We start from the raw sequence: 14,565 nt of genomic DNA, 5'->3' as shown, positions 1-14,565 counted from the left end.
GCAGAAGATGACAATCGGAGTGATCGGCCGCAGCTCCCGTCCGGGAGAAAGCCTTCCCGCGCCGGTCCTGGACACCGCCTACCAGGTCGGGCGCGGGATCGCCGAGGCCGGCGCGGTGCTGGTCGGCGGCGGAACCGGCGGCGTCATGGAAGCCTCCTGCAAGGGTGCTGCCGAAAACGGCGGCCTGACCGTCGGCTTCCTGCCCTATGCCGACAAGTCCAAGGCCAATCCTTATGTGTCCATCGTCTTTCCCACTGGCATGGGCACGATCCGCAACATCCTGACCGCGCGCGGCTGCGACAGCATCATCATGATCGGTGGCGGCGTCGGCACCCTGAACGAAGTCACCATCGCCTATGATTCCGGCGTTCCCGTCGTGGTGCTTGAAGGCACGACCGGATGGGCCGACCGGTTGAAGAGTTCTCTCGATGAAGGCTGCTGGCTCGATGAACGCCGTGTCGTCGCCATCAGCTTTGCCTCGACCCCCGAAGAAGCGGTCGCCACCGCGGTCAAGCGCGCGAGTGAACCGCGTCTTGGCACAAGACTTGAAGCATTCACAGGAGCTGCCGGCCAATGAGCAGCCTCCGTGGACGAATAAAACAATAAAAAAGGTTTCCTTCCCTTCCTTCCAGAACCAGGAGCAAAATGCCATGTCAGCACGTAATAAAGGAAAGCCAGCATTGAGCCGCCGCTTCGGCGTATTGACGACCTCCGCAGCCCTTCTTGCGCTCAGCCTCGGCGCGATCGCCCCGGCTTCCGCTGAGGACTTCGTCTGGTCGATGGTCACCAACCAGGCCGGTCTCGGCGACCAGGGCTTCAACGACCTGGCCAAGCTCGGCGTGGAAACGAGCGCGGAAAAGTTCGGCGGCAAGCCGCTGGTCATCCAGTCCGCCAACCAGTCCCAGTTCGTTCCGAACCTGCAGCAGGCCATCGACAGCGGCTCCACCGTGACGACCGGCGTCGGCTTCGGCATTCGCGACGCCCTTACCCAGGTCGCCATCGCAAACCCGGACGCCAAGTTCACGCTGATCGACGCCGTCGCCGTGGACAAGGACAAGAAACCGCTTACCAACGTGGCAAGCGTGACCTTCCGCGAGCAGGAAGCAGCTTTCCTTGCCGGCATCGCCGCCGCCATGACCACCAAGGGAACCCGTGTCGGCTTCATCGGCGGCATGGAAACCCCGCCGGTCGTCCGCTTCCTGTCCGGCTATGAAGCCGGCCTGCACTACGTCAACCCGGACATCGAGGTCTCCGTCGCCTATGTCGGCTCCTTCACCGAGCCGGCCAAGGCCAAGGAACTTGCGCTTGGCATCTATGATATCGGCGCGGATCTGATCATGGACGTCGCCGGCGGCGGCGGACGCGGCATCTTCGACGCCGCCAAGAGCATGGGTGAAGGCTACTGGGTGATCGGTGTGGATACCTGCAAGGGCCAGTTCGCCCCGGACAACTTTTTGACCTCCGCGGTCAAGGATGTCTCCGGCGCGGTCGTCTTTGAAAACAAGGCGGCAGCCGAAGGCAAATTCCAGGGCGGCACCGTCAGCCTCGGCCTCAAGGAAAAGGCAGTCGGCCTTTGCCCGGACAACATCGACACGCTCTCTCCGGAGATCATGGCGAAGGTAGAGGCAGCCACTGCCGCGATCCTGGATGGCTCGATGGTCGTTCCGTCCACCGAAGAAGAAGCGAAAGCGTTCAAGCCGGCAGGTAACTGACAATGAATGCGGGTTGCGAGGCAGACATGACAACAACAGCCGCCCCGCGGCCCGGTCTCGCGCCGGCGGCCATCCGGCTTACCGGCGTGAGCAAACACTTCGGCCCGGTCAAGGCCAACCGCTCCATAGATCTCACGGTCCGGCAAGGATCGATCCACGGACTTCTCGGCGAAAACGGTGCCGGGAAGTCCACCCTGATGAAAATCCTTTTCGGGATGATCCGGCCGGACTCCGGCCGGATCGAAATCGGCGGCCAGCCAGCGACGCTTCGTTCCTCTGCGGACGCGCTGGCCGCCGGTATCGGCATGGTGCAGCAGCACTTCAGCCTGATCGGCAAGCTCACTGTTGCCGAAAATCTCATTCTCGGCCGGGGCTCTTCCGGTTTCGCGGCGCGCTGGATACGCAGCCTCGACCTGGATGCCGCCAGCCGCCGCGCGATCGAGCTGTCCGAACGTCTCGGCTTCGGCATCGATCCGTCGGCCCGCTGCGAGACGCTGTCCGTCGGCGCGCGGCAGAAGGTGGAAATTCTCAAGGCCCTGTGGGGCGGCGCCACCACGCTGGTGCTCGATGAGCCGACCGCCGCCCTGTCGCCGCCCGACGCGGAAGAACTCTACGCGCTGTTGCAGAACCTCCAGCGTGAGGGAACGACAATCGTTCTGATCAGCCACAAGATGCCGGAAATCATGCGCCTTTGCGACCGGGTGACGGTCCTGCGGGACGGCGCGGTTGCCGGCGAAGCCGAGGTCCCGCGCAGTTTCGCCGACCCGGCCGAGCGGCAGACACTCGAGGCCCAACTGGTCCGGCTGATGATCGGCCGCAACAGACCCGAAGTGCCGTCGCGCTCGAACCACATCTGGCCGACCGTTCTGTCGGTCCGCAAACTCACCGACGGCGAGCGCTTCGGCCCGGTCGATCTCGACGTTCACGGCGGCGAAATCGTTGCAGTCGTCGGTGTCGAGGGCAACGGCCAGGCGGAATTCGTCGAACTCCTGATCGGCTTGCGCAAGGTCACAGGCGGTGGCGTGGCCCTGGACGATACCGACATCACGGTGATGACGACCCAGCAGCGTTTCAATTGCGGCATTGCCCATATCCCGGAGGACCGTCACCGGCTGGCGGTCGCCGACGGCATGAGCTTGGTCGACAACGCCTCCATCGGATTCGTCGACGGCGCACCCTTCGCGCCGACGCCGCTCTGGCTGTCCCGGCGCCGGCGGGCCCGTTTCGCTGCCGGTATCGTGCATCGCCACAAGGTGCGCGCGGCATCGATCGAGGCGCCGGTGACAAGCCTGTCGGGCGGAAATCAGCAGAAACTGGTGGTCGGCCGGGAACTGGCCCGCGCACCACGACTGATGATCGCCGCCCAGCCGACGAGAGGCCTCGACATCGGCTCGACCGCCGCCGTCCATGAGGCCCTGATCGGCCTGCGGGACCAGGGCGGCGCCGTCCTCCTGCTCAGCCTCGACCTGACCGAAGTCTTCACCATTGCCGACCGTATCGTGGTGTTCCGCCAGGGCCGCGTCGTCGGCGAAACGAGCACCGCTGATGCCGATATAGACCAGATCGGCCGCTGGATGTCCGGCGTCGATCAGGAAGCCCAGTCATGACGATGAATGCAACGACATCCCCTTCCACGCTTGCCGGTGGGACCGCCAACGGTCGCCATGCCCGCATGAACCCGGAAATCGCAGCGCAAACTTTGCGCGCCGATTCCGGCAACGACGGCTGGAACCGCACGGATCTCCTGCCGCGCATGATCGCCCATTTCCAGGGCCTGTCCGGTCAGTTCGGCACGCGCGTACTGACTTTCGTCCTGACGATCGCGGCCGCGCTCATTGCCTCCGTGCCCATGATCTGGCTCGCGGGGTCGGAACTCTGGCTGACGGCCAGCGCACTGTTCGGCGGCGCCCTCGGCAGTGGTCCGGCGATCGCCGAAACCATGGTCCAGATGATCCCGCTTCTGATCGCAGGCCTGGCTGTCGCGCTCGCCTTTCACGCCAGCCTGTTCAATATCGGCGTGGAAGGCCAGCTCCTGTTCGGCGGCCTTGTCACCGGTGTCGTCGGCGCCACCGTCGATCTGCCGCCGCCCTTGCTGATGGTCGTCTGCCTCCTCGCCGGCATGGCCGGCGGCGCGGCCTTCGCCCTGATCCCGGCCCTGCTCAAGGCCTATCGCGGCGCCCATGAGGTGGTGACCACGATCATGATGAATTTTGTGGCGATCGCCGTCTCCGAATATGCCGTTGCCCCGACCGGCCCCTTCGTGGCCACCGACCAGCCGTCGGCCACCGAACGTGTGCCTGAGGGAACGCAGCTACCCATCATCTGGGACGGAACGCGTCTCCATGCCGGGCTGATCGTTGCCCTTGCCGCGGTCGCCATCGTGCTGTGGGTGCTTTACCGGACACCCGGCGGGTTCCGCCTGCGGTTGCTCGGCGCCAACCAGGGCGCGGCGCGTGCAAGCGGTGTGTCCGTCGAACGGCTGACCATCATCGCGCTGCTCTCCTCCGGCGCGCTTGCCGGGCTTGCCGGCGCCGTCCAGGTGCTCGGCGTCTACGGCCGGTTCTATGCCGCCTTCTCGCCGGGCTACGGCTATGACGCGATCGCCGTCGCCCTGCTCGGCGCCCTGTCGCCGGTGGGCGTGGTGGCTTCCGCCTTCTTCTTCGCCGTTCTCCACGCCGGCTCCGTTCCGCTGCAGGCGATTGCCGGCATCAGCCGGGAAATGGTCGGAGTGGTCTCCGGCCTGGTCGTGGCCTTTGTCGCCGCACAGCCGGCCGTCCTGCGTCTGCTGTCGAGCCTGCGCCGGCCCGCCATCGATGACGGGCTGTCCGATTTCCCGTCCGAACCGCAAACCGTGTCCGCCAAGACCGCCAGCCCGGAGATGCCGTCATGAGCCATCTTCTGACGATATCGCTCGTCATCAGCGCCCTGCACCTCGCCCTGCCGATCGTTATGCCCATGCTGGGCGGCATGATCAGCGAGCGCAGCGGCGTGTTGAACATCGGCCTGGAAGGCATGATGCTGATCGGTGCCTTCGCCGCCGTGCTGGTCACCTACTTCACCGGCAACCCCTGGCTCGGCCTCCTCGGCGCACTCGTCTCCGGCGTCTTTTCCGGCAGTGCGCTGGCCCTGATGTCGGTCACCCTGCGCGGGGACCAGGTGGTTGCCTCTGCTGCAATCAACCTGATCGGCGCCGGTCTGACCGCCGCCCTCATCCCGGTCATCTGGGATATCGACGGCCTGACGCCGAGCGTGGCCAAGATCCCGACGATCACGGTCCCGTTCCTGTCGGACCTGCCGACGGTCGGGCGCATTTTCCGCTCGCTCAGCCTGGTCGACTACGGCTGTTTCGCCCTGATCTTCCTGGTCTGGTGGGTGTTGTTCCGCACCGATGCCGGATTGCGCCTCAGGGCCTGCGGCGAGTCCGCTGAATCCGCCGATGCCGCCGGCATTCCGGTCGTCCGCACGCGCTTCTTCGCTGTGATGATGTCGGGCGTTTTCGGTGCATTGGGCGGCGCCTATCTGTCGATCGTCACCCTCGACATGTTCCAGGCGTCCATGACGCAAGGGCGCGGCTTTCTCGCGCTGGCCGCGATGGTCTTCGGCAAGTGGCGGGTCTGGCCGGGTGCGGCCGCCTGCCTTGCCTTCGGCTTTGCCGACGCGATTGCCTTGCGCGCACAGATCCTGTGGCGCGACATTCCCCATGAACTGCTGATCGCCCTGCCTTACCTTTTGGCGCTGTTCGCCATGGCGACCTTCGTCGGCCGGGCCTCCGGACCGGGCGCGGTCGGCAAACCCTTCACCCGGGCGTAACATCATGATGATCCCGATTTCACCTTCTTCCGACGACAGGAGCCTCCCATGCTTGTAAGCGAAGTCCCCGCCTTCAAGGAGTACTGGTATCCGGTGGCCTATTCGGGCGAGATCGCCGACAAGCCGCGTGCGGTCCGCCTGCTTGGTGACAATTATGTCGTCTGGCGCGGCAAGGACGGATCGCTCGGCTGCGCCGTCGACGAATGCCCGCACCGCGCCGCCCGCCTGTCCCAGGGCTGGCTGGAAGACGGCGAGATCGTCTGCCCCTATCACGGCTGGGCCTTCAACACGTCCGGCGCGTGCACCCGCATTCCCCAGCAGGACGACGACCTGCCGATCCCGCCGCGCGCACGCACCATCAACGTGCTCGTCGCCGAGCGCTACGGTCTGGTCTGGGTCTGCCCGGGCATCCCGCGCGCCGACATTCCGGACCTGCCGGAAGCCGAGGACCCTTCGTTCAAGGTGATGCACGAACTCATGGAAGTGTGGACGACATCGGCACCGCGCGTGATCGACAACGCGCTCGACCTCGCCCATGTCGCCTGGACCCACCGCAACACCATCGGCGACACCTCCGCCTCCCAGTTCCTGAGCTTCGAGATCAATCGCGACGGCCACAAGCTTACCTCGCGCGTCAGCTACAAGGCGCGGCTGACGGACGCGCTGAAAGCCAACACCGGCCTGACCGGCGAAGGCTTCACGGTCCGCTTCACCAACAACGAACTGGTGCAGCCCTTCGTCTACAAGGATGTGATGGAATATGAAAACGGCCTGCGCCACGTGCTGTTCAAGACGGCAACCCCCGTCGACGACAGTCACACGCTGTTCTGCCAGTTCATCGCCCGAAACGATAATCCGGACGATGAAAAATGCGCCAACATCATCGCCCTGGACCGCCAGATCCAGAGCGAGGACCGCGAGCTTTTGAACAACATCCGTCCCGAGTTTCCCCTGGACACCCGCACGGAAATGCACTGCCGCGCCGACCGGATGACCGTGGAATACCGCAAGATCCTGGCCGAACTTGCCCGCGAGAATTCCGACATCACGCCGGATAGCGACTGGGCCCGTCCCTTCGTCAATCCGGACAAGCAGAAAGCCCCGGCATAAGTTCCTGACCTAGGCTGAGAACAGTTTGCCGACTCCGATTGCTGCGGCATCAAGACCGCACAGCCGGCACATGTGCCATGCCAGCACCTGATTGCTCGACAGCACCGGTTTTCCGGTTCGTTGCTCGATGTCCGGGATGATGTCCAGCGTGCGCAGGTTGGTGCAGGAGATGAAAACCGCCTCGACGGCCGGATCCTGAGCCAGATCCTGTGCCGCCCCTGCCGCCGAGGGTCCGGTAATCCGCGCGACGACCGCCTCTTCGGCGGTTTCGAACGAGCCGAAGACGGGCGTCTCGATACCGTTTTCCGCCAGGACGTTGCGCATCCGGGACGACACCTCCGCCACATAGGGCGACAGCAAGGCCAGCCGGCTGACGCCAAGATACTTGCAGGCGGCAATGAGCGCCGACACGGGTTCGGAGACAGCCCGCGTGTTGGCTCCGCCATGAACGAGATCGGCGATTTTCTTCACGCCGATAACCGAGGTTCCGGACGTACAGCCGTAACCGACCACATCGAACCGCGCCGGACGCGGCAGCAGACCGGCACTCTGCCCGATGTGGTTTTCCATTTCAGACAGGGTACTCGCCGTGACTTCCTCGCCGGAGGGCACCCGGGAAATATGCAGGGTCACCTCGGACGGTAGAAGTCGGCGGAAGTCGTTTTCGATCGTCTCGTCGGACTGCAGCACGATAAGCCCCAGACGCGGCTCGTCGCGCTGCTCGACGTCATAAGGAATTCGCACCACCGCAACCGATCCTTTTCATGGTCCGCCGGCCCGGACAGAAAGACGCCGGAGTGTGTTTCCTTGGCGCTTGAGCTTTTCATCCCTTTGACTCTTCAACTAATGTTAGCAGGGAAAATTGATCTCAAAACACGCCTGAATCCCGATATCTGAAAAAACGAAGCACAATCGCCCGGAAAAATGATCGGATAAAATCATCATGGACATGTCTGCTTCCGACCTGACGATCCTCCGGCTGTTGCAGAACAATGCCCGCGAACGCCTGGAGACGATTGCCGCCGAAACCGGGCTTTCCATCGCCACCGTCCAGCGGCGCATCCGAACTCTGAAAGCCGAAGGCGTGATCCTTGCCGAAGAGGCGCTGATCTCGCCCAAGGCGGTCGGCTACACAATGACCTTCCTCGTCATGGTGGAGCTGGAGCGCGAACGGATCGACCAGATCGACGCCTTCCGAAGAAAGGCGAAGGGCGAGCCGCAGGTGCAGCAGTGCTACTACATCACCGGCGAAGCGGACTTCGCCCTCATCGTCCTGGCAAAGGACATGGAGGATTACGAACGGCTGACCCACCGGCTGTTCTTCGAGGATTCCAACGTGAAGCGGTTCCGCACATCCGTGGTCATGGACCGCACCAAGGTCGGAATGAATATTCCCCTGGGTTGACCGGTCGGATGCCGACCCAGGTGGCGCGCTTCGTCCGCTTGAACGGAACAGATAGCCAAAGCGCGCGGTACTGCGATTTTTTCTCACTTTCCCCGGCCGTTTGATGCTCCTACGTCGATTTCCTGCCTTATCGTGCAGATCATGAAACTTGAGAACGCCCGAACCAACACCGTATCCGCCCCCCGTCTGTTCCGATCCGAACCGGACCGCCCGATGGCAATGCTGCGCCAGTGCCCCGCCTACCAGGCGACACCGCTCCGGCAATTGCCTGAGCTTGGCGAGGAGCTTGGCATCGGCACGCTCACCGTCAAGGACGAGACGCAACGCATGCGTCTGGGCAGCTTCAAGGCCCTGGGTGGGGTTTTCGCAATGGCCCAGATGCTGCAGGACGCCTCTGGCACCACGGATCTGACGAGCCGGCAGGCACGCAAGATCGCAGGCGAGATGACATTCATCACGGCCAGCGCCGGCAACCACGGTCTGTCGGTCGCAGCCGGCGCCCGTATCTTCGGCGCGCGCGGGCTTATCGTGCTCAGCAGCAGTGTTCCCGAAGGCTTTGCCGAAAGAATTCGCCAGACGGGAAGCTACGTCGTTCGTGTCGACGGCTCCTATGAGGACAGCGTGCAATACGCGATCGACGCGGCGGAGGAAAACGGCTGGCTGCTTTTGGCAGACGGTTCCTGGGAGGGCTACACGGAACGGCCGGCTCTGATCATGGAAGGCTATACGGTTCTCGCCGAGGAATGCCGGCAGGATTTCGAAAGGACCGGCGACTGGCCGACTCACGTCTTTCTGCAGGCCGGGGTCGGCGGTCTCGCCGGTGCCGTTGCCGCGCATGTTCGCGACCACTGGACGGTCCAGCCGAAAATCATCGTCGTGGAACCGGCGGCGGCCCCCTGCCTCCTGAAAAGCGTCGAAGCCGGAAGGCTGACCCGGGCGGACGGTCCGGAATCGAACATGGGCCGCCTCGACTGCAAGGATGCCTCGCTGATCGCCTTCGACGCCTTGTGCCGGGACGCGGACACCTTCGTGACCGTTTCGGACGCGGAGGCCGAAGAGGCAGCACGCCTTTTCGCGGCACAGGGAATTGCCACCACCCCCAGCGGTGCGGCCCCGCTCGCCGCCCTGAAAAACATGCAGCCCGGCCCGACTGCCAATTGCCTGCTGATCGCGACCGAGGGACTGGAACAGGCCTGACCCTCAGTCAGCCAACGGCTCCCATATGAAGAACCTCAGGTCCGGAAAGCTGTCCTTCGGTTGGCAGGAGCCTTACCGCACGCGCCTTGCCGCCCGGAAGCGCAGCGCCTCGTAGATCGGCTCATCCCGCAGCACCGATGGCACCGCCATTGCGCCGAAGCAGGCGCAGAGCAGCGGAAGCAGCAATGCCGAACTGCCGGTCATTTCCACGACGAGGACGATCCCGGTCAGCGGCGCGCGCACCACGCCGGCGAAAAAGGCGGCCATGCCGACGAAAGCGAAAGCTTGAGGCTGAAGCTCCATGCCGGGAAAGATGACGTTACAGCCCGCCCCGAAGGCAAGCCCGGCAAGCGCGCCGAGCAGAAGCAGCGGAGCGAACAGCCCGCCCGGCGTGGCAGCGGCATAAGAGACCGCTCCGAGGACGAAGCGGATCAGAAAGATCATGGGTAGCAGCATCAGCGGCAATTGGCCGTTCAGCGTGATCTGGGTGAGGTTATCGCCGCCGCCGACAAGGTCCGGCGCCATCCAGGCAAGCGCGCCGACCGCCGCCCCGATCACAGCGGCCCGCACTTCCACCGGCCCGCCGATCCAGTCGGCAACGACCAGCGTCCCCAGCAGGCTGCGATTGTAAAGGATCGCCAGAAGCCCCGCGAACAGGCCCAGTACCAGGTACAACGGCAACGCCCCGAGCCCGCCGGCGACGAACGTGCCGACGATGAAGTCCGGAGCATCTCCGGAGATGTGGCGCGAAACCGCAATCGCACCGGCCGAAGCACCGAGCGCAACCACCGCCATGCGGGGTTCGAACCGGCCCACCAGTTCTTCCAGCACGAAAATCGATCCGGCCGCGGGCGCATTGAACGCAGTGGCAAGGCCTGCGCCCGCGCCACCGGCAATCAGCGATCGCTGGTCCGCCTTGTCCCGCCGGAAAACCTGCCCCACAAGATGGGCAAGGCTTGCGCCCATCTGCACGCTCGGCCCTTCCCGGCCAAGCGCGAGACCCGCGGTGATCGCCAGCCACCCTCCGACAAACTTGATCGGGATCAACCACACGGGGGTCGGCCGAAGCTCCCCGTCGAGCACGGCTTCCACATGGGGAATGCCGCTGCCCGATGCAGCGGGAGCGAACCGCCGCACCAGGGTGGCCGCAAGCGCCGTGGCCAGCGCTGCGACGGCCATCGCCAGGACCAGTCCGCCGATTTCGTATCCCCTGGTCTGCGCCAGGACGAAGTCCCGCAACACGACCCCGTAGTCAAGCGCCAGACGAAAGACCGCGCCGACCGCGCCGGCTCCAATTCCGGTCAATATGGCGAGGAACGCGAGCGGGACGAGTGAACCCGGTTTTGGCCGGTTCTCTTCGGTCTGCTGCCCTGTTTCCATCATTCCCCCTGCCATGCGGTCAGCCTGAAAGTTTGCGAATCCCGCGCGATAACATCTGCGCAGACAGAATGTGGATAGACATTTTCAAAGACGTAAATCAAATAATCGGCGACCTGACACTTTTTCGGGATCATGAATGAACAAGGATTCTCGCCCCGGCACGCGGCAAGTGGGCCTCGCAAACAGTAAAATTTCGTCTTTAAAACCCCGGCAGGGTCTGCTGACGGCTGATCTCGTCGCACTTGCACAAGGCGGGGTCAGCGTCGTCCTGGCGAGCTGCAGCGCGGACGGAAAACCGATTGCCGGCATCGGCGTCGGCGCGCGGGTCGACGGGGCCGGTGCCGTCCGGGTTTTCCTGACCCGGCAGGCGAACCTTCCTCTTCTGAAAGCCGTGGAAGCCGGCCGTGCGATCGCCGTAACGTTCAGCAGGGCTCGAGATCACCGATCTTTCCAGGTAAAGGCGAACAGCGCCGCAATTCTCCTGGCCTGTCCGGACGACACACCCGAGATTGCCCGGCAATGCGCGGTGTTTCGCGATGAGCTGATCGGGATCAACCTGCCCCGGCACGTGGCCGAAGGCTATACGACCTACGATCCGGACGATCTCCTGGCCATCGAGTTCACGCCCGACCAGGCCTATGTCCAGACGCCGGGCCCGGGCGCCGGGAGCCCGCTTTCCGCATGAGTGAGATCCGCATCGAAAATCTCCGGCGATCGCTGGAAGGAGTGGTCGCGTCGGTGCTGGCAACGGCTGATGGAGACGGCATGCCGAACGTCTCCATGATTTCGCAGGTCCATTATGTGGATACCGATCACGTCGCGCTCTCCTACCAGTTCTTCAACAAGACCCGACGCAACCTGCTCCAGACCAGGGCAGCCTCTGTCCTGATTTCCGACCCGCTGACGCTCGCTTCGCATCGCCTGGAACTCGAATTCGTGGAGACGCAGACGAGCGGACCGCTGTTTGAATCCATGAAAGCCAAGCTGGCAGGCATCGCGTCCCATCACGGTATGGAAGGTGTGTTCCGGCTGCTCGGTGCCGACATATTCCGAATTCGGTCAATCGAGGAGGTGCCTTTTCTCGCGTTGCAGCCCCCGCCGCCTGAACCGCCCTTGCTGCCCACCGTGCGCAAGTGCGTGGCGGAACTGGACACCTGCACCGATCTGGACGAGTTGCTGGACCTGTCCCTGGCATGCCTGGAAAGGCATTTCGGCATCAGCCATTCGATGATCCTGATGGTCGATGCGGAAGAACACCGGCTCTACGCCGTCGCCTCGCGCGGATACGCCAAGTCCGGCGTTGGTTTCGAGGTGGCTTTCGGCGAAGGTGTGATCGGAGTTGCTGCCAAGGAGAAAGCGCCGATCCGGATCGGCCACATGACCTCGGACTACCGGTATAACGCCACCCTGGCGGATACCGCCCAACGGGCCGGACTGTTGAGCACGCGTCCGATCGAAATCGGCTTTCCCGGCCTTTCGTCTCCCGGCAGCCAGATCGCCCTGCCGATTGCTATCGGCAAAACCCTATCCGGCATCCTGTTCGCCGAAGCTGAAGAGGCGATGCGTTTCGGCTACGACGACGAGGACGCGCTTGCGGTCCTCGCCGGATATCTGGGCGCCATGATCGAGTTGCTGCGCGAGGATGAAGACGATGCGTCCGAGGATGCGCAGCCCGCCGGCAACCAATCGGGCACGTCAATCGCCGCACGCCTGCATCAGGCGGACCAAAGCGTCTTCCTGGATCACAACTATCTTATCAAAGGCGTTGCCGGCGCGATTCTGTGGAAGCTCTTGCGGGAATATGTTTCCACCGGACGGACCGATTTCTCCAACCGCGAACTCCGCCTGGATCCTGGCCTGCGGTTGCCGGCGCATTCGGAAAACCTTGAAGCGAGACTGATCCTGCTGCGCAAGCGGCTTGAGGAACGACAGGCTGGCCTGAGGATCGAAAAAATCGCCCGCGGCAGATTCCGGCTCGTTGTCGAAGGCCCGGTAACCCTTGAGGAATTCGATGGTTCCGGCAGCACGGGCAGCCCTGTAGTAAATATTTAGCATTTCGATCAGGAAAACTTAGCAAGCAATTTGCTCGAGCCCGCTGTATCTCCGGCGGCCGAGAAACGCGCCTCCGTCTTTTCAATCGGCAACCGATCAACGGACGCGACACCTCTCTCATCGAACCAAACTGCCGTTCATCGCGGTGCGCCCCGCCCCGGAGGGGAAGCCGCATGCTGGAGACTTAAGGAAATGTTCAAACCAACTCTTTTGGCCCTGATCGGCATTGCCGCCCTGGCCACGACGGATACGGCTATCGCAAAAGAAAACGAGACCGAGATCAGCCGCGGCGCCTACCTTGCCAGGGTCATGGACTGCGGCGGCTGTCATATGCCGCGCGGCGCCGACGGCGCCCCGATCGAAGGCGCCGGTCTGTCGGGCGGGTCCATCGGTTTCGAGATCCCGGGACTTGGGATTTTCTGGCCGTCCAACCTGACGCCTGACGACACCGGCCTGAAGGGCTGGACCAAGAAGCAGATCATCGACGCGGTCCGGACCGGAATCCGCCCAGACGGCCGCATGCTGTCGCCGGCAATGCCCTGGCCGGCCTATGCCGCCCTGACGGACAAGGATGCCGAAGCACTGGCAACGTTTCTGCAATCGATCCCGCCCGCGCGGAGCACAGCTCTCCCTCCGGCGAAAGATGCCGAGGACGCACATGGCCCGTTCTTTCGCGTGACCCTGCCTCAATAGGCAAAAGGCGCAGGCCTGCCGGCCGGATGCATCGCCACCGGCAGGTCGGGCGATTTCCCGGCCCCGGACAAAGCGTTCCGGCACCACATTCTGACAATCAAGGCTATTCTCAATGCTGAGACCTTTCGCGCTCTGCGCGCTCTTCATGACGATTGCGGCCGGCGCCCGCGCCGAGGCGCCGCAAACACTCTGGAATGCAATTCCCCCGCTGCCCGACACCGCCGAGACGGCGACATGCGAGGAAAGCGACAACATCACCGTCAAGATCGAAAACGCCGCCGCAAAGGCCCTGACGGATGCCCAGCTGGCCTTGCCCAAAGTGTCACCGGCAGCAGTATCCGATGAACAGGGCAAGGCGATCGAACAACTGATGGACTATTCGCTGCAGGAATGCGCCCTCAACGCCGAAACGGAAGTCTGGCAGATGGTGCAGACTGCAAGGGAGCAGGTGTCCGGCGCGATGAGCGACCTGGAAACACGCCGGATCGGGGCACTGGATGCCTGCGGCAGTGAAATGAGCCCGGGTTACGAAGCCTGCTATTCGCGCACGCGGATCGAGTATCAGGCAATGGCGCGCGATACGGCCAATCACTACCTCGATCTGATTGGCGATGCCTATGCCGACTGGCGCGAGCGGACCAACGCCTGTCTCGGACAGCGGGAAACGGCGCTTGCCCGCTTCGACAAGGCCGGCGTCATCGGCCCGTTCGCCTCGCAAGGCCTGAACGTTCGAACCCAGACCTGGGTGCTGGTCGCATTACATGCGCAGACATCACGGGAACTGTGCAACATCGTCTATCAGGCATCGCACGCAATGGACATCGACTGAAGCGCCGGTCGACAATGCGCGTCGCGGGAGCATAGAAAACCTGCGACGCACAAGGCCCCGGCAGATGATGGGCACGCGCGTCGTCGCGTCGACATCAGGTTCGGAAGCCTTCACAAGATGATCCACGTCAATGCGTCAACGCAGCCGATCGGGCGCAATCCAAAACGATCACGACCTGCAGCGGTATCGACATGCGCCGTATATGCCTGACCTTGAGCTGCCTCCTCCCGTTGTTCCTGACGGGAATAGCCCCTGTACTATCTCAGGACGCGTCTGAAATAACGTTCTGGGAGAGCGTCCGGGACACTCAGGACCCCGCAGAACTGAACGCCTATCTCGATACTTACCCGTCAGGACAATTCGCACCGCTCGCCCGC

14 protein-coding genes are annotated in these 14,565 nt (G+C 63.6%); 12 read left to right on the top strand and 2 right to left on the bottom strand.

Annotated features, from left to right (window positions below; all coding sequences use genetic code 11):
• Positions 1 to 7: 7 nt before the first annotated feature.
• The 6 genes from ACN0SO_RS09305 to ACN0SO_RS09280 all read left to right on the top strand — a co-directional run bounded on the left by ACN0SO_RS09305 (position 8) and on the right by ACN0SO_RS09280 (position 6,632).
• Positions 8 to 577, top strand: coding sequence for a TIGR00725 family protein (locus ACN0SO_RS09305; protein WP_417676854.1), 570 nt, complete (start codon positions 8 to 10; stop codon positions 575 to 577).
• Positions 578 to 650: 73 nt separating this feature from the next.
• Entirely contained in the window at positions 651 to 1,712 is a 1,062-nt protein-coding gene (locus ACN0SO_RS09300) for a BMP family lipoprotein (protein WP_417676852.1), read from the top strand.
• A 26-nt stretch (positions 1,713 to 1,738) separates the two neighbouring features.
• Positions 1,739 to 3,319, top strand: coding sequence for an ABC transporter ATP-binding protein (locus ACN0SO_RS09295; RefSeq protein WP_417676850.1), 1,581 nt, complete (start codon positions 1,739 to 1,741; stop codon positions 3,317 to 3,319).
• The gene (locus tag ACN0SO_RS09290; protein WP_417676848.1) at positions 3,316 to 4,602 is read left to right on the top strand and encodes an ABC transporter permease; all 1,287 of its coding nucleotides are present in this window, start codon (positions 3,316 to 3,318) and stop codon (positions 4,600 to 4,602) included. Before ACN0SO_RS09295 ends, ACN0SO_RS09290 begins: the two co-directional genes overlap by 4 nt.
• Positions 4,599 to 5,522, top strand: coding sequence for an ABC transporter permease (locus tag ACN0SO_RS09285; protein ID WP_417676846.1), 924 nt, complete (start codon positions 4,599 to 4,601; stop codon positions 5,520 to 5,522). Before ACN0SO_RS09290 ends, ACN0SO_RS09285 begins: the two co-directional genes overlap by 4 nt.
• Before the next feature lie 48 nt (positions 5,523 to 5,570).
• Positions 5,571 to 6,632: a Rieske 2Fe-2S domain-containing protein gene (locus ACN0SO_RS09280; RefSeq protein WP_417676844.1), complete on the top strand. Its 1,062-nt coding sequence runs from the start codon at positions 5,571 to 5,573 to the stop codon at positions 6,630 to 6,632.
• A gap of 9 nt (positions 6,633 to 6,641) precedes the next feature.
• On the opposite strand, the gene ACN0SO_RS09275 is transcribed toward ACN0SO_RS09280, so the two are convergent.
• The gene (locus tag ACN0SO_RS09275; RefSeq protein ID WP_417676842.1) at positions 6,642 to 7,379 is read right to left on the bottom strand and encodes an Asp/Glu racemase; all 738 of its coding nucleotides are present in this window, start codon (positions 7,377 to 7,379) and stop codon (positions 6,642 to 6,644) included.
• A 196-nt stretch (positions 7,380 to 7,575) separates the two neighbouring features.
• On the opposite strand from ACN0SO_RS09275, the gene ACN0SO_RS09270 reads away from it, so the two are divergent.
• Together ACN0SO_RS09270 and ACN0SO_RS09265 are read left to right on the top strand one after the other, a co-directional pair.
• Positions 7,576 to 8,037 (top strand): Lrp/AsnC family transcriptional regulator, encoded by a 462-nt coding sequence (locus tag ACN0SO_RS09270; protein ID WP_417676840.1) that lies wholly within the window; start codon positions 7,576 to 7,578, stop codon positions 8,035 to 8,037.
• Between the two features lie 141 nt (positions 8,038 to 8,178).
• Positions 8,179 to 9,234, top strand: coding sequence for a diaminopropionate ammonia-lyase (locus tag ACN0SO_RS09265; RefSeq protein ID WP_417676838.1), 1,056 nt, complete (start codon positions 8,179 to 8,181; stop codon positions 9,232 to 9,234).
• 72 nt (positions 9,235 to 9,306) lie between these two features.
• Here the strand turns inward: ACN0SO_RS09265 and clcA are convergent, their stop codons facing one another.
• Entirely contained in the window at positions 9,307 to 10,629 is a 1,323-nt protein-coding gene (gene clcA, locus ACN0SO_RS09260; protein WP_417676836.1) for a H(+)/Cl(-) exchange transporter ClcA, read from the bottom strand.
• Between the two features lie 121 nt (positions 10,630 to 10,750).
• Here clcA and ACN0SO_RS09255 point away from each other — a divergent pair, with 121 nt between their 5' ends.
• From ACN0SO_RS09255 to ACN0SO_RS09240, 4 genes are all read left to right on the top strand, one after another.
• Positions 10,751 to 11,299, top strand: a complete 549-nt coding sequence (locus ACN0SO_RS09255) for a hypothetical protein (protein ID WP_417676834.1) — start codon at positions 10,751 to 10,753, stop codon at positions 11,297 to 11,299.
• Positions 11,296 to 12,666: a GAF domain-containing protein gene (locus tag ACN0SO_RS09250; RefSeq protein WP_417676832.1), complete on the top strand. Its 1,371-nt coding sequence runs from the start codon at positions 11,296 to 11,298 to the stop codon at positions 12,664 to 12,666. Before ACN0SO_RS09255 ends, ACN0SO_RS09250 begins: the two co-directional genes overlap by 4 nt.
• A 192-nt stretch (positions 12,667 to 12,858) precedes the next feature.
• Positions 12,859 to 13,359, top strand: coding sequence for a c-type cytochrome (locus ACN0SO_RS09245; RefSeq protein WP_417676830.1), 501 nt, complete (start codon positions 12,859 to 12,861; stop codon positions 13,357 to 13,359).
• Positions 13,360 to 13,471: 112 nt separating this feature from the next.
• A complete protein-coding gene (locus ACN0SO_RS09240) occupies positions 13,472 to 14,188 on the top strand; it encodes a hypothetical protein (protein WP_417676828.1) in 717 nt (238 codons plus the stop codon).
• Positions 14,189 to 14,565: the final 377 nt, after the last annotated feature.

The organism is Roseibium sp. (assembly GCF_048260565.1).
GTDB lineage: Bacteria > Pseudomonadota > Alphaproteobacteria > Rhizobiales > Stappiaceae > Roseibium.
Note: the sequence above shows the minus strand (reverse complement) of the source record. Positions and strands in the feature narration are given on the sequence as shown.

What these genes read in the sequence shown, in the direction of transcription:
- ACN0SO_RS09285 (WP_417676846.1), top strand. Translation starts at nt 4,599, where the DNA reads ATGAGCCATCTTCTGACGATATCGCTCGTCATCAGCGCCCTGCACCTC.
- ACN0SO_RS09270 (WP_417676840.1), top strand. Translation starts at nt 7,576, where the DNA reads ATGGACATGTCTGCTTCCGACCTGACGATCCTCCGGCTGTTGCAGAAC.
- ACN0SO_RS09240 (WP_417676828.1), top strand. Translation starts at nt 13,472, where the DNA reads ATGCTGAGACCTTTCGCGCTCTGCGCGCTCTTCATGACGATTGCGGCC.
- clcA (WP_417676836.1), bottom strand. Translation starts at nt 10,629, where the DNA reads ATGGCAGGGGGAATGATGGAAACAGGGCAGCAGACCGAAGAGAACCGG.
- ACN0SO_RS09265 (WP_417676838.1), top strand. Translation starts at nt 8,179, where the DNA reads ATGAAACTTGAGAACGCCCGAACCAACACCGTATCCGCCCCCCGTCTG.
- ACN0SO_RS09295 (WP_417676850.1), top strand. Translation starts at nt 1,739, where the DNA reads ATGACAACAACAGCCGCCCCGCGGCCCGGTCTCGCGCCGGCGGCCATC.
- ACN0SO_RS09250 (WP_417676832.1), top strand. Translation starts at nt 11,296, where the DNA reads ATGAGTGAGATCCGCATCGAAAATCTCCGGCGATCGCTGGAAGGAGTG.
- ACN0SO_RS09280 (WP_417676844.1), top strand. Translation starts at nt 5,571, where the DNA reads ATGCTTGTAAGCGAAGTCCCCGCCTTCAAGGAGTACTGGTATCCGGTG.
- ACN0SO_RS09255 (WP_417676834.1), top strand. Translation starts at nt 10,751, where the DNA reads ATGAACAAGGATTCTCGCCCCGGCACGCGGCAAGTGGGCCTCGCAAAC.
- ACN0SO_RS09300 (WP_417676852.1), top strand. Translation starts at nt 651, where the DNA reads ATGTCAGCACGTAATAAAGGAAAGCCAGCATTGAGCCGCCGCTTCGGC.
- ACN0SO_RS09290 (WP_417676848.1), top strand. Translation starts at nt 3,316, where the DNA reads ATGACGATGAATGCAACGACATCCCCTTCCACGCTTGCCGGTGGGACC.
- ACN0SO_RS09305 (WP_417676854.1), top strand. Translation starts at nt 8, where the DNA reads ATGACAATCGGAGTGATCGGCCGCAGCTCCCGTCCGGGAGAAAGCCTT.
- ACN0SO_RS09245 (WP_417676830.1), top strand. Translation starts at nt 12,859, where the DNA reads ATGTTCAAACCAACTCTTTTGGCCCTGATCGGCATTGCCGCCCTGGCC.